The 13895-nt window shown below is 61.8% G+C and carries 11 protein-coding genes, 1 tRNA gene and 1 pseudogene; 7 read left to right on the top strand and 6 right to left on the bottom strand.

Going from position 1 to position 13895, the window contains the following annotated elements; all coding sequences use genetic code 11:
- Positions 1 to 40 precede the first annotated feature (40 nt).
- The gene (locus tag ROSMUC_RS06485) at positions 41 to 2230 is read right to left on the bottom strand and encodes a primosomal protein N' (protein ID WP_037271027.1); all 2190 of its coding nucleotides are present in this window, start codon (positions 2228 to 2230) and stop codon (positions 41 to 43) included.
- 105 nt (positions 2231 to 2335) lie between these two features.
- Between ROSMUC_RS06485 and fsa the strand changes: the two genes are divergently transcribed.
- Both fsa and ROSMUC_RS06475 read left to right on the top strand, forming a co-directional pair.
- The gene (gene fsa / locus ROSMUC_RS06480; protein WP_037270837.1) at positions 2336 to 2989 is read left to right on the top strand and encodes a fructose-6-phosphate aldolase; all 654 of its coding nucleotides are present in this window, start codon (positions 2336 to 2338) and stop codon (positions 2987 to 2989) included.
- A gap of 159 nt (positions 2990 to 3148) precedes the next feature.
- Positions 3149 to 3619, top strand: coding sequence for a copper chaperone PCu(A)C (locus ROSMUC_RS06475; protein ID WP_037270834.1), 471 nt, complete (start codon positions 3149 to 3151; stop codon positions 3617 to 3619).
- A 264-nt stretch (positions 3620 to 3883) separates the two neighbouring features.
- Here ROSMUC_RS06475 and ROSMUC_RS06470 read toward each other — a convergent pair whose 3' ends face one another.
- The 5 genes from ROSMUC_RS06470 to pdxH all read right to left on the bottom strand — a co-directional run bounded on the left by ROSMUC_RS06470 (position 3884) and on the right by pdxH (position 9928).
- A complete protein-coding gene (locus ROSMUC_RS06470) occupies positions 3884 to 7561 on the bottom strand; it encodes a vitamin B12-dependent ribonucleotide reductase (protein WP_037270832.1) in 3678 nt (1225 codons plus the stop codon).
- Positions 7562 to 8065: 504 nt separating this feature from the next.
- A tRNA-Pro gene (locus ROSMUC_RS06465) sits at positions 8066 to 8142 on the bottom strand.
- A 64-nt stretch (positions 8143 to 8206) separates the two neighbouring features.
- Positions 8207 to 8671, bottom strand: a complete 465-nt coding sequence (locus ROSMUC_RS06460) for a DUF192 domain-containing protein (RefSeq protein ID WP_037270831.1) — start codon at positions 8669 to 8671, stop codon at positions 8207 to 8209.
- A complete protein-coding gene (locus ROSMUC_RS06455; protein ID WP_037270828.1) occupies positions 8671 to 9204 on the bottom strand; it encodes a cold-shock protein in 534 nt (177 codons plus the stop codon). Before ROSMUC_RS06455 ends, ROSMUC_RS06460 begins: the two co-directional genes overlap by 1 nt.
- A 121-nt stretch (positions 9205 to 9325) precedes the next feature.
- Positions 9326 to 9928, bottom strand: coding sequence for a pyridoxamine 5'-phosphate oxidase (pdxH, locus tag ROSMUC_RS06450; protein WP_037270826.1), 603 nt, complete (start codon positions 9926 to 9928; stop codon positions 9326 to 9328).
- A 166-nt stretch (positions 9929 to 10094) separates the two neighbouring features.
- Between pdxH and fabI the strand changes: the two genes are divergently transcribed.
- The 5 genes and pseudogenes from fabI (at position 10095) to ROSMUC_RS06425 (ending at position 13863) form a co-directional block, all read left to right on the top strand.
- A complete protein-coding gene (gene fabI / locus ROSMUC_RS06445) occupies positions 10095 to 10922 on the top strand; it encodes an enoyl-ACP reductase FabI (RefSeq protein WP_037270821.1) in 828 nt (275 codons plus the stop codon).
- Positions 10922 to 11537, top strand: a pseudogene (locus tag ROSMUC_RS06440) (LysE family translocator). Before fabI ends, ROSMUC_RS06440 begins: the two are co-directional and overlap by 1 nt.
- Positions 11538 to 11548: 11 nt before the next feature.
- Positions 11549 to 12154 carry a LysE family translocator gene (locus ROSMUC_RS06435; protein ID WP_037271025.1) on the top strand — a complete coding sequence of 202 codons (606 nt, stop codon included), beginning with the start codon at positions 11549 to 11551 and terminating at the stop codon, positions 12152 to 12154.
- Positions 12155 to 12158: 4 nt separating this feature from the next.
- On the top strand, positions 12159 to 12656 hold the full coding sequence (gene gpt, locus ROSMUC_RS06430) for a xanthine phosphoribosyltransferase (protein ID WP_037270818.1): 498 nt from the start codon (positions 12159 to 12161) through the stop codon (positions 12654 to 12656).
- Position 12657: 1 nt separating this feature from the next.
- A complete protein-coding gene (locus ROSMUC_RS06425; protein ID WP_037270815.1) occupies positions 12658 to 13863 on the top strand; it encodes an aminotransferase in 1206 nt (401 codons plus the stop codon).
- Positions 13864 to 13895 lie beyond the last annotated feature (32 nt).

Raw genomic sequence — 13895 nt, 5'->3', positions numbered from 1 at the left:
TCTTGAAAAGATTTCAACCCGCTTTCTTTTCAAGAAAGCGTCAGTAAAAACTCTGCGGATCAATATCGACCGTCAGGCGCATTTGCGCAGGCAACCGCACCTGCGCGATCCAATCGGACACCGCCGCCTGCAACGCCGCCCCCTTGGGGGCCTTGACCAGCAACCGCACACGGTGGCGCCCCCGAATACGGGCGATCGGTGCGGGAGCCGGGCCAAAGACCTGCGCCCCCACCGCCCGAATGGGCCCATCGCGCCGTGCAAGGGCCTCGCCCAGATCGAACACCGCCTGCATATCGGGGGAACTGAGGATAATCCCCGCCATGCGGCCATAGGGCGGCACGCCCGCCTGCCTGCGCCCCTCGGCCTCGGCACGCCAGAATCCCTCCTCATCCCCGGCCAGAATGGCGCGAATGACCGGATGCTCGGGTTGGAACGTCTGCAAGAGCGCGCGCCCCGCCCGCTCGGCCCGCCCCGCACGCCCCGCCACCTGCCGCATCAACTGAAAGGTTCGCTCGGCGGCGCGCAGGTCAGAGCCTTGCAAACCCAGATCGGCATCAATCACCCCCACCAAGGTGAGCAGCGGAAAATTATGCCCTTTTGCAACCAGTTGCGTGCCGATGATGATGTCCGCCGCCCCTTGGGCAATCTCGACGATCTGCTCTTTCAAGGCCCGCGCAGAGCCGAACAAATCCGACGACAGCACCGCGATCCGCGCCTGCGGGAAAAGCGCCGCCGCCTCTTCCGCCAGCCGCTCCACCCCCGGTCCGACCGCCGCGAGCTTGCCTGCCACACCGCAGGACGGGCAGGCCTCGGGCATGGCGGCGCTCTCGCCGCATTGGTGGCACATCAACCGTTTTTGAAACCGATGCTCGACCATCCGCGCATCGCACTGTGGGCATCCGATCTGATGCCCACAGGCGCGGCAAATGGTGGTCGGCGCATAGCCGCGCCGGTTGAGGAACAAGAGCGCCTGTTCCCCCGCCGCCACCCGCGCATTCACCGCCGACTGCAAGCTGGGCGAAATCCAGCGGTTCGACGGCAATGTTTCAGCCCGCATGTCGATGGCCGCCAACTCCGGCATTACCGCCACGCCGAACCGCGCATCCAGATCCAGCCGCTCGTATTTCCCCGCTTCGGCATTGGCCCAGCTTTCAAGGCTTGGCGTGGCAGAGGCCAGCACCACCCGCGCGCTACACAGGCTTGCCCGCAGGACAGCCATATCGCGCGCATGATAGAGCGCGCCATCCTCTTGTTTATAGGAGGTGTCGTGTTCCTCATCGACCACGATTAACCGCAAATCCTGAAACGGCAGAAACAGCGCGGACCGCGCGCCTACCACCATTTGCGCTCCCCCCTGCCCGACCATTTTCCAAACCCGCCGCCGCTCGGTCATGGTGACACCGGAATGCCATTCCGCCGGGCGCGCGCCAAACCGCGCCTCGACCCGCGTGAGAAACTCGGCCGTCAGCGCAATTTCGGGCAAGAGGACAAGCGCCTGCCCCCCTTGGCGCAGCGCCTCGGCCACGGCCTCCAGATACACTTCCGTCTTGCCTGATCCGGTCACACCGCGCAGCAAAGTTGTGCCATATCCCTGCCCGCGCAGCCCCGCGCGCAGGTGCTCTGCCGCCGCCGCCTGATCCTCGGTCAGCGCCTTGGCGGGCAGGTCGGGATCAAGCCGGGCAAAGGGCGTATCGCGCGGCGTGTCCTCTTCCAGCACGGCACCCTGCGCCACCAACCCCTTGACCACCGACGATGTCACCCCCGCCAGATCGCTCACTTCCTTGAGCGTGAAGCCCAGTCCGCCATGATCGCGCAAGACCTCCAGCACCCGCGCCCGCGCATCGGTCAGGCGTGCAGGCTCGCCCTCGCCCAGACGGTAAATCTTCTGCATCGAGGGCGGGTCGCTCAGCCCCGGCGCGCGCGTCGCCAGCCGCAGCATCGCAGGCAGCGGCGTCAGCGTATATTCCCCCGCGCGGCGCAGAAATTCCTGCATCTCGCCGCGCATCGGGGCCACGTCGAGCACCCGCCCGATGCTGCGCGCCTTCTTGAGGTCAAATCCGCCCCGTCCCGGCCCCCAGACCACACCCAATACCTTGCGCGGCCCCAGCGGCACCTCGACAAAGGCGCCGGCCATGACCCCGCCCTCAGGGGCCAGATAATCCAGCGGCCCCTCCAAGGGCTGCGCCGTCAGCACCGCCACCAACGCCCCTTCGTCGTAAAAGTCGGGCAAGGCTTGGGTCAACGGACGGCTCCTGTTGCAAGAGGGGTTTCGGCGGACGTCCCCATGAGGTAAACGCTTCGCCAAGCAAACCCAACCCGCCACAGAGGGCCACCCATGAAATTCTTTGTCGATACCGCCGAAACCGATCAGATCGCCGAACTCAATGACCTTGGCATGGTGGATGGTGTGACCACCAACCCTTCGCTCATCCTGAAATCAGGCCGCGACATTCTCGAAGTCACACGCGAGATCGCCGAAATGGTTGACGGCCCGGTCAGCGCCGAGGTCGTAGCCCTCACCGCAGACGAGATGATTGCCGAGGGGCGCAAACTCGCCGCCATCGCGGGCAATATCGCGGTCAAAGTGCCGCTCACCTGGGACGGCCTCAAGGCCTGCAAGGTGCTCTCGGGCGAGGGTCACATGGTCAACGTGACGCTCTGCTTTTCGGCCAATCAGGCGCTCTTGGCCGCAAAGGCGGGGGCCACGTTCATTTCCCCCTTCATCGGGCGGCTTGACGACATCAACCTCGACGGAATGGAACTGATCGCCGACATCCGCACGATCTATGACAATTACGGGTTCGAGACCCAGATTCTCGCGGCCTCGATCCGCACCGTCAACCACGCCTTTCAAGCCGCCCATATCGGCGCTGACGTGATGACCGCCCCCCCCGCCGTGATCAAGAAAATGGCAGAGCATCCGTTGACCGAACAAGGGCTCAAGACCTTCATGGCCGATTGGGAAAAGACCGGCCAGAAAATCCTCTGACCCGTGCTTTGCCAACCAGATCAAGGGGCGCTCTCCAGTGCCCCTTTTTCATGGCCGAAGATCAGACAAGTGGACGCATCTGCCCGCCGACCGTATAGATCAGGCATCATGGCGCGCACACCATGCCCATGCCCACGCGACCGATAAACGAGGAATTCAATGAAACAGTTTTTTCTGGCCCTCTTGGGGGCGATCGCGCTCAGCGGCGCGGCCCATGCCCATAGTGTGAAGAAAAACACACTCGAAATCATCCATCCCCATATCAACGAACCTTTCGCCGGGGCCAAATCAGCCGCCGCCTATATGGCCATCAGCAATGAGGGCGCCACGGCCGACCGCCTGATTGCCATCGAAACCACCGCCGCAAAAAAGACAACCCTGCACACCACTGACCATGGCAGCGACGGGGTGGCGCGAATGCAGCCGGTTGCAGGCATCGAGATTCCACCGGGCGAGACCGTCAATCTCGAACCGGGCGGGTTGCATGTCATGCTGATGGGCCTCACCGCCCCGCTCAAGGAAGGTGACATGGTTTCCGCGACCTTCCACTTCGAGCAGGCAGGCGCGGTCACGGTGGAATTCATGGTCGATCCCACCGATGGCGTGGACCATTCCAAGATGGGTCACTGACCCCCTGTTGGGCGCCAGCATTTTTCGTCCGATCAGGCTCATATCGCCCCGGCCCCGAGCCGGGGCCTTTGATCTGCATCGGCGAGGTCCGGGGTCAAGCCCGGGACGGTTTTGATCGGGCGCGATACGCCCCAGACGAAAAAGAGGGGGCACTAGGCCCCCTCGAGTCTCGCGGATCGGGTGTCATTCACTGCCCGACTGTGGTTGTTGCCTGCTTCCGATCCGCGTCCGGGGCGAGCGCACCCGCCCCGTGTCTCAATTTCCTCAGCTACACCCACTCGTAGAGCCGCAGGTGTTGCACTTCATGCAGGTGCCGTTGCGCACCAGCGTGTAGTTGCCGCATTCGCCACAGGCCTCGCCCTCGTAGCCCTGAAGCCGCGCCTTGGTGCGGGCATCCATGCTGACCGAGCCAGAGGCGACCGCCGTGGTCGTGGTCATGGCCGACATCGTCGCACTGGCCGTTTCAGGCACCAGCGTGGCCAGCATGCTCATCGCATCCATGCCATCGCCTGCGGCGCGCGCCATGGCCTGTCCGCCCTGGAACACCACCAACTCTTGCGGCAGACGCTTGCGCAGATAGCCGGTTGAACTGATCTGCTTTAGCACCTCCAGCGAGCGGTTGGCGGCTGCCTCGCTCATTTCCGAAACATTGCGCACGCCCTCTTCCTCGCCGCGCCCCAGATCGTCAAAGCTGGCCCCCGAGGGTTTGACATGCGCCAGATCGGTGCGATCCAGATAGCTCACCGCCAGTTCGCGGAAGATATAGTCGAGGATCGAGGTCGCATTCTTGATGCTGTCATTGCCCTGCACCATGCCCGCCGGTTCGAACTTGGTAAAGGTAAAGGCATCGACGAATTCCTCCAGCGGCACCCCGTATTGCAGGCCAACCGACACGGCGATGGCAAAATTGTTCATCATCGCACGAAAGCCAGCGCCCTCTTTGTGCATGTCGATGAAGATTTCACCCAGCTTGCCATCCTCGTACTCACCGGTGCGCAAATACACCTTGTGACCGCCGACAATCGCCTTCTGCGTATAGCCCTTGCGCCGCTCGGGCAGCTTTTCGCGGTGCGATTTCTGGATTTCCTTGATGATCACCTTTTCGACGATCTTCTCGGCCAGCACCTGCGCCTTTTGCTGCGGCGTGCCGGATTCCAGAATATCGGCGGCCTCGTCATCATCCTCGACCAGACTTGCCGCAAGCGGCTGGCTCAGCTTCGATCCATCGCGGTAGAGCGCGTTGGCTTTGACACCCAGCGACCACGACAGCTCATAGGCCTTCTGGCAATCCTCGATGGTGGCGTCATTGGCCATGTTGATGGTCTTGGAAATCGCGCCTGAGATGAACGACTGCGCCGCCGCCATCATGGTGATATGGCTCTCGACCCCAAGATAGCGCTTGCCCTTCTTGCCGCAGGGATTGGCGCAATCAAAGACCTTGTAATGCTCCACCTTGAGATGCGGCGCGCCTTCCAGCGTCATGGTGCCGCACACATGGTCGTTGGCCAATTCGATATCACGCTTGGAATAACCCAGATGCGTCAGGATATCGAAGGTCGGATCGTTCAGCTTTTCCGCCGGAATACCCAGAACATTGGTGCAGAACTCCGCGCCCAGCGTCCACTGGTTGAACACGAACCGGATATCGAACGCCGAACCCAGGGCCGCATCCACCTTGGTCAGCTCGTTGGGTCCAAATCCGTGACCGATCAGCGACGTGTGGTTGATCCCCGGCGCATTGCCAATGGAGCCGTGACCCACAGCGTAGCTCACGATTTCCTCGATCTGCGCCGAACCATAGCCCAGCTTTTCCAAGGCGGCCGGAACCGACTGGTTGATGATCTTGAAATAACCGCCGCCTGCCAGCTTCTTGAACTTGACCAGCGCAAAATCGGGCTCGATCCCGGTCGTGTCGCAATCCATCACCAGACCGATGGTGCCCGTCGGCGCGATGACCGATGTCTGCGCATTGCGGTAGCCGTTCTTTTCGCCCAGCTTCAGCGCCTCATCCCAGGATGCCATCGCCAGATCAACGAGCCGCGCATCGGGGCAATTCTTGTGGTCGAGCGGCACCGGCTTCACGGCCAGTCCCTCATACCCCTCGGTGGCCCCATAAGCCGCATTGCGGTGGTTGCGGATCACGCGCAGCATATGCTTGGCATTGCGCTTGTAGCCCGCAAATGCCCCTAACTCTCCGGCCATCTCGGCACTCGTGGCATAGGCCACGCCGGTCATGATCGCCGTCAGCGCCCCGCAAAGCGCGCGCCCCTCGTCGCTGTCATAGCCAAAGCCCATGTTCATCAGCAAACCGCCGATATTGGCATAGCCCAGACCCAAGGTGCGGAACTCATAGCTGAGTTGCGCAATCTCCTTGGACGGGAACTGCGCCATCGTCACCGAGATTTCCAGCGTCACGGTCCAGAGGCGCGTCGCATGCATATAGGCATCTGCGTCAAACTTGCCGTCCGCGTAGAACTTCAAGAGGTTCATCGAGGCCAGGTTGCACGCCGTATCATCCAGGAACATATATTCCGAACAGGGGTTGGACCCCCGGATCTCACCATCTTCCGGGCAGGTGTGCCACGCGTTGACCGTGTCGTGATACTGAATACCCGGATCAGCGCAGGCCCAGGCCGCGTGCCCCACATCTTCCCACAGATCACGCGCCTTGATCGTCTTGGCAACCGACCCATCGGTGCGGTTGATCAGCGCCCAATCGGCATCCTCGCGCACCGCCTTGAGAAAGGCATCGGTGACGCGGATCGAATTGTTCGAATTCTGGCCCGAGACTGACGCATAAGCCTCTGAATCCCAATCGGTGTCATAGGTCGGGAATTCAATGCTCTGATAGCCCTGCCGCGCGTAATCGAGCACCCGCTTGACGTAGGTCTCAGGGATTTGCACCTGCTTGGCACTGCGAATGGCAGCCTTGAGTTGCTCGTTCTTCTTGGGATCGACGGAATCCTCGGAACTGCCATCCCAGGCCCGGATCGCGGCAAAAATCTGGTTCAGCTTCTGCTCATGCATCTTCGAACCTGCGACGATGCTGGCAACCTTCTGTTCTTCCTTGACCTTCCAGTTGATGAATTCCTGGATATCGGGATGATCGGCATCACAGATCACCATCTTGGCCGCGCGCCGCGTGGTGCCGCCCGATTTGATCGCGCCCGCCGCACGGTCGCCGATCTTCAGGAACCCCATCAGGCCAGACGACTTGCCACCGCCCGACAGCTTTTCCCCCTCGGCACGCAGGCTGCTGAAATTGGTGCCCGTGCCAGAGCCGTATTTGAACAGACGCGCCTCGCGCACCCAGAGGTCCATGATCCCGCCGTCGCCCACCAGATCATCCTTGACCGACTGGATAAAGCAGGCATGCGGTTGCGGATGCTCATAGGCCGAGCTGGATTTGGTCAACTCACCCGTTTGGAAATCGACGTAGTAATGCCCCTGGCTCGGGCCGTCGATGCCATAGGCCCAGTGCAGGCCGGTGTTGAACCACTGCGGGCTGTTGGGCGCCGCCATCTGGCGCGCCAGCATATAGCGCATCTCGTCGAAATAGGCGCGGGCGTCCGATTCCTTGGTGAAATAACCGCCCTTCCAGCCCCAATAGCACCAGGCGCCCGCCAGCCGGTCAAACACCTGCTTGGCGCTCGTCTCGCCACCAAAGCCGTCATTGTCCGCCGCTGGCACCGAGCGCCACAGGAACTCGGGCACGCCCTCTTCCTTGACCTTTTCGATCCGGTTGGGGATGCCCGCCTTGCGGAAATACTTCTGCGCGATCACGTCGCTTGCGACCTGGCTCCAGCCGCGGGGCACTTCGATGTCATCCAGCCGGAAAACTGTCGTGCCATCCGGGTTACGGATTTCGGAACTCGTGGTCACGAATTCGAGCGCTGCATAGGCGTCTTGTCCGGCGGTGGTGAATTTTCTTTCGATCTTCATCTCTTCTGCCCCATCGCAATCGTTTTCTGGCCTTTTGGCCCAGTGTGATTTTCAGGCGTTTGGCCTGATGTGAGTTGGTCGTTTTCCCCATGGACGGCGCTTGTCAGGCGTTGCGAAACGCCGTCTGGCCCTGCCGTGCGGAGTGGTCACTGTCTGGTCGTCCTGAGTGTCGGTGTCATGTCCCTGCCGGGGCGAGCCACTATATGTTGTGGCCTTGCTGCCCGCCCACACAAACTGACGTATATTGCCATAGGCGGTCAACGAAAACTTTTCGGATTTTGGCAGAAAAAACGTTTGACTAAGTCTCAGGTCACGCCCCCTCGATCGCGGACGTGATTCATCCACAGCCAGCCCCGTAAAGAAGCCGTTATTTCCGGCGCATTTGCCGGGCATAGCTATCACAGAGGTTGAAGTTTGATGCGCTTTACGCCTGCCGCGAAATGCGGCGCGCGCGCCTTGGAAAAGAGACCCCGGAGGGGACCTGACATAAGCGTGTGGGTGAAATGGTCGGGGCGATAGGATTCGAACCTACGACCCCCTGTTCCCAAAACAGGTGCGCTACCAGACTGCGCTACGCCCCGGACCGTGCGCCTCCATACTGGTGATTACCGAGCTTGAAAAGCCAAAAACCGGCCTCGTGACGCTTTATTGGCTCTCGGCGCAGGGCCAGGCCGCCTTGGTCTGGTCAATAGCGGCATGCCGCATGGTCCAACCTTCGCGAATTCCGATTTTACGCGCCAGACCACCATTGATCTCCAGCACCGCCAAAATGTCCTGACCACCAAAAATCGGCGACTCGTCCAGCGGCTGCGCCTCGTGATGTACCTTCTTCACGGTGCCTGTCTCGTCCATGAAAATCATGTCGAGCGGAATCAGCGTGTTCTTCATCCAAAACCCAACCGGCTGCGGTTCGGGATAGACAAAGAGCATGCCCGCGCTCATCGACATCGTCTCGCGATTCATGAGGCCTTGGGCGCGCTCGGCCTTGTCATCGGCCACCTCGACGCGGAAACGCGCGGTGCCGGCATCGCTGCGAAGCATCACCACGTCTTCGCGGCAACTCTCCGCCGCTGCCGTGCTTGCCAGACCGGCAAGCACGACGGCCGCCATCACTCGGATACTTTTACCGCCGTTTCCCATCCACACACCTCGGTTGCCATTCGCCCCCTTTTACCATCAATCACGCGGATTGCCAGCGCCTCGCCGGGCTGAACATCCGCAAGACCGGAGCGGCGCAGAACCTCGATGTGCACGAACACGTCTTCTTCCCGTCCAAAGGTATTGGCAAAGCCAAATCCCTTGCCCTTGTCGAACCATTTGACGCGGGCGGGTTGCAGCGGCGCGTTGCGAATGATCTCGGGATCAATCTCGTCGAGATCGGCAAGCCCTGTGTGTTCAAGATCATCCGGCGGGCTGATGGCATGCACCGCCACGGCCTGCCGACCGCGTTCGGTTTGCTGCACGTCCAATTCAACTCCGGCGCGATCCGCAACCGAGCTTTGGCCAAAGTTCCGCAGAACATTGGCATGTAGCAAAATATCTGGGCCACCTTCATCGGCGATCACAAACCCAAACCCTTTTACAGGGTCGAACCACTTAACACGCCCTTTCAATCTGCGAATATCGTCATCCTGTATCGTCACTTTGTCCTACCTAACAGCCTTCATCCCCAAGACTGTGTAACACTTGCGTCATATTCGCCCCCGCTTGCAAGCGGTTAATATCAATTACTTTCAATGCCTTGCATTTCACGCAACGTGAAATTCATGGGTTCAGGCGTTGAATTTCCCAGTTTTCCCCTATGCCTTTTCGCCGCCACACAAAGCGGTCGTGCAACCGAAACGCTCCGTCAGCCCAGAATTCGATTTCCACCGGAGCGATCTTGAAACCACCCCAAAATGGTGGCCGCGGCGGATTCGGGCCTTTCTGCGCCGTGATCTTGGCCACCTTCGCCATCAAGGTCGTTCGGCTGTCGAGCGGCTGCGATTGCTCCGATGCCCAGGCGCCAAGACGGCTCTTGAGCGAGCGCGAGGCATAATAGGCATCCGCGCGCGCGCCCTCTTCCCGACTCACCATACCACGAATACGCACCTGACGGCGCAAGGATTTCCAATGCAGCACCATCGCCGCCTTGGGATTGGCGGTCAGTTCGCGCCCCTTGGCGCTGTTGTAATTGGTGTAAAAGATGAAGCCGTCTTCGGAAATCTCCTTGAGCAGCACCATCCGCACATTCGGCAACCCATCGGCATCCACCGTCGACAGCGCGACGGCATTGGGATCGTTCATCTCTGATTTCTCCGCCTCGGCCAGCCAGCCGCGTGCAATCTCGAACGGGTCATCCCCTGCAAATAGTCCGTCGCGTTCCATGAACTTCCCTTGATGCTGCCTGCGAGAATTCGCTCATATGTTACCATATGTGTCAAACTAGTGTTCTGAACGGCATTTGACACCCTGCCCTGGAAAATGACCAGCCCTTGATGCAATCCCCCCAATCGCCTAAAGGTCAGAAAAATCTGATGGTCGGGGGCTGGGAATGTCGAACAATCTGATGGCGGGAAAACGCGGGCTTATCATGGGGCTCGCCAATGACAAATCAATCGCCTGGGGTATTGCCCGCACCTGCGCCGATGCCGGCGCGGAACTGGCCTTCAGCTATCAGGGCGATGCGCTGAAAAAGCGGGTCGATCCGCTGGCGGCAGAACTTGGCTCGACCATCGTTCTGCCCTGCGACGTGGGCAATATGGCCTCGGTCGACCAACTCTTTGTCGATCTCGCCACCCATTGGGACAGCCTCGATTTCGTGGTGCACGCCATCGGCTTTTCCGACAAGAACGAATTGCGCGGGCGTTACGTCGACACCAGCCGCGACAATTTTCTGATGACCATGGACATCTCGGTCTATTCCTTTACCGCCGTGATGCAGCGCGCAGAAAAGATGATGGGCGAGGGCGGATCGGCCCTGACCCTCACCTATTACGGCGCGGAACAGGTGATGCCGCATTACAACGTCATGGGCGTAGCCAAGGCCGCGCTTGAGGCCTCCGTGAAATACATGGCCGAGGATCTGGGCAAGGACGGCATCCGCGTCAACGCCATCAGCGCCGGGCCGATCAAGACGCTGGCCGCCTCGGGCATCGGCGATTTCCGCTATATCCTGAAATGGAACGAGCTGAATTCGCCGCTGCGCCGCAACGTGACCATCGACGACGTGGGCCGCTCCGCACTCTACCTGCTCAGCGATCTGGGCTCTGGCGTGACCGGCGAGACGCTGCATGTCGATGCGGGCTACCATATCGTCGGCATGAAGGCCGTCGACGCCCCCGACATCGACGCCAGCGGCGGACGCAAGGAACAGGAATAATGACCCTCGCCGCCTTCCTCGCAATCTGCGTCCTGCACCTCATGGCAGCGATCAGCCCCGGACCGGCGGTCTTGATGGCCGCGCGCACCGGCGTGACAGAAGGGCTGCGCACCGGCACCTTTCTGGCCATGGGCATCGGCCTCGGTGGTGTGATCTGGGCAGCGGCGGCGCTCTTTGGCCTGGGTCTTGTGTTCGAGGCCGCACCGGCCCTGCTCTGGGCGCTCAAGATCATCGGGGCCGCCTATCTGATCTGGATGGCATGGGGCCTGTGGCGCGACGCCGACCGCCCGCTCGACATGGGCGCGGAAACGCGCCTGCCCCGCTCTGCCGCCTCGGCCTTTCGGCTGGGAGTGATGACGCAACTGGCAAACCCGAAACCGGCGGTGCTCTTTTCCGCGATTTTCATCGGCACCGTGCCTCCCGGCACCTCGCCCTTGATCTTTGCGGCGCTGCTTGCTGTGGTGTTCCTGAACGAAACGCTGTGGAATATCCTCGTGGCGCGCATCTTCTCGCTCGAGCGTAGCCCGCACCGCCTATGTCAGCCTCAAATCCATCCTGGATCGCACCTTTGGCGGGCTTTTGGCCCTGCTTGGCATCAAGATCGCGAGCACCTGAAAGGACAGCCCATGACCGCGCTCGATCTTCTGACCTTCAACGCGGTTCTGGCCGCCGCCATCCTAAGCCCCGGTCCCGCCCTGCTCTTTGCCCTGCGCACCGCACTGGCCGATGGCCGCGCTGCGGGCATTGCGGCGGGCATGGGCCTTGGTCTTGTCGCGGCCCTCTGGACCCTCGCGGCGCTTCTTGGTCTCGAGGCACTCTTTACCCTCTTTCCATGGGCATATCTCGCCCTCAAAATCGCAGGGGCGGCCTATCTCCTCTATATTGCATGGAACACGTGGCGCGCAGCCCGTCAGCCCGTGACCGAAGGTCCGCGCAAGCCACGCGGCCGCGCCTTTCTTGACGGGGTGCTGATCAACCTCGGCAATCCCAAATCGGTGCTTTTTGCCGCCTCTGTGCTGGTTGTGATCTTTCCCAAGGGCCTCACCGCCGCGGAAATCGCGCTCATCACCGCCAATCACATGCTGGTGGAGTGGCTCTTTTACGCGGGCTTTGCCACGCTGCTGAGCGGGGCCGCCGCCCGCCGCGCCTATCTTGGCGCGAAACCGATCATCGACCGCGTGGCGGCCCTGTTGCTGGGCGCGCTCGGGCTGAAACTTCTCTTGAGCAGGTAACACCATGATGGACCGCCTCCCCCATGAAAAAGGCTTTCACGTAAGCTGGGATCAACTTCACCGCGACGCCCGCGCGCTTGCGTGGCGGCTTCAGGGCGAGGCCCCCGAAGGCGGCTGGCGCGCGGTCGTGGCGATCACGCGCGGCGGCATGGCCCCGGCGATGATCGTGGCACGCGAACTGGACATCCGCACCGTCGATACGATCAGCGTGAAATCCTACAACCATCAGACCCAGACCGCCCCCGTGGTGATCAAATCCCCCGATATGTCCATCATGGGTGACGGCGCGGGCGTGCTCATCGTGGATGATCTCGTGGACACGGGCCGCACCCTCGAGGTGGTGCGCCAGCACCTGCCGCGTGCCCATGTCGCCACCGTTTACGCCAAGCCAATGGGCCGCGCGCAGGTCAACACCTTCGTGACCGAAGTCAGCCAGGACACCTGGATTTTCTTCCCTTGGGACATGGCCCTGCAATATGTCGAACCCTATCGGGGTGCCTGACATGACCAACCTGCCCCGCACAGCCTGCACCTTTTCGCCCCCCGTGATGGAGGCGCGGCGTTGGCTTGACGGGGTGACATTCCCGCCCCACCGCCCGCTTATCAACGTGAGCCAGGCCGCCCCCGTCGCCCCGCCCCCCGAGGCGCTGCGCCGCGCGGTGGCCGAGGCGGCGCTCAATGAACCGCAGGCGCATCTTTATGGCCCCGTGCTGGGCCTGCCCGACCTGCGCGCCGAAGTGGCGGCGCAGTGGTCTGCCAGCTATGGCGGCACCGTCGCACCCTCTCAGGTCGCCATCACCTCGGGCTGCAATCAGGCCTTTTGCGCGGCAATCACCACGCTCTGCGGCGAAGGGGATGAAGTTATCCTTCCAACCCCTTGGTATTTCAATCATAAAATGTGGCTCGACATGGCAGGCGTGCGCGCAGTTCCGCTGCCTGCGGGGGCCGAACTCTTGCCCGATCCGGATCATGCGGCGGCGCTCATCACGCCGCGCACCCGCGCCATCGTGCTCGTCACCCCCAACAATCCGGGCGGCGTGGAATATCCCGCCGACCTCACCCGCGCCTTTTACGCGCTGGCGCAAGAGCGCGGCATCGCCCTTATCGTCGATGAAACCTACCGTGATTTCGATGCCCGCCCCGGCGCGGGCCATGATCTCTTTCACGATCCAGACTGGGCCGATACGCTCATTCAGCTCTACTCATTCTCCAAGGCCTATCGCCTGACCGGCCACCGCGTCGGCGCGATGGTGGCCTCCCCGACCCGTCTGGCCGAGGTCGAGAAATTCCTCGACACCGTCACCATCTGCCCCAACCAACTGGGCCAGATCGCGGCCCTCTGGGGGATGCGCAACCTTGGGCAATGGCTGGCCGGTGAACGCGCCGAAATCCTCGACCGGCGCGCGGCGATCCACGACAACATGCCGAAACTTGCAAGCCAAGGCTGGCGCCTCTTGGGCTGCGGTGCCTATTTTGCCTATATGGCACATCCTTTCGCCATGGGCTCGGCTCAACTGGCACAGGCGCTGGTGCCCGAGGCGGGCGTTCTTCTACTCCCCGGCACCATGTTCCGGCCCGCCGATGACGCACAGGGCGCGCGCGAATTGCGCGTGGCCTTCGCCAATCTCGACCGTGCGGGCATCGACACGCTCTTTGACCGGCTCTCGGCCCTCCGCTGGCCCCTTGTCGCGGGCGGTCACAGCGCGTAGACAGTCGCCCAACACGGGCGCAAGCCACCAAC

It is taken from the genome of Roseovarius mucosus DSM 17069 (assembly GCF_000768555.3).
Classification (GTDB): Bacteria; Pseudomonadota; Alphaproteobacteria; order Rhodobacterales; family Rhodobacteraceae; genus Roseovarius; species Roseovarius mucosus.
The sequence above is the reverse complement of the archived record's forward strand: the minus strand, read 5'-3'. Positions and strand labels throughout refer to the sequence as shown.

Coding starts and splice junctions, on each gene's coding strand:
- fsa (WP_037270837.1), top strand. CDS start 2,336: ATGAAATTCTTTGTCGATACCGCCGAAACCGATCAGATCGCCGAACTC.
- ROSMUC_RS06475 (WP_037270834.1), top strand. CDS start 3,149: ATGAAACAGTTTTTTCTGGCCCTCTTGGGGGCGATCGCGCTCAGCGGC.
- ROSMUC_RS06470 (WP_037270832.1), bottom strand. CDS start 7,561: ATGAAGATCGAAAGAAAATTCACCACCGCCGGACAAGACGCCTATGCA.
- ROSMUC_RS06460 (WP_037270831.1), bottom strand. CDS start 8,671: ATGGCGGCCGTCGTGCTTGCCGGTCTGGCAAGCACGGCAGCGGCGGAG.
- pdxH (WP_037270826.1), bottom strand. CDS start 9,928: ATGGAACGCGACGGACTATTTGCAGGGGATGACCCGTTCGAGATTGCA.
- fabI (WP_037270821.1), top strand. CDS start 10,095: ATGTCGAACAATCTGATGGCGGGAAAACGCGGGCTTATCATGGGGCTC.
- ROSMUC_RS06435 (WP_037271025.1), top strand. CDS start 11,549: ATGACCGCGCTCGATCTTCTGACCTTCAACGCGGTTCTGGCCGCCGCC.
- gpt (WP_037270818.1), top strand. CDS start 12,159: ATGATGGACCGCCTCCCCCATGAAAAAGGCTTTCACGTAAGCTGGGAT.
- ROSMUC_RS06425 (WP_037270815.1), top strand. CDS start 12,658: ATGACCAACCTGCCCCGCACAGCCTGCACCTTTTCGCCCCCCGTGATG.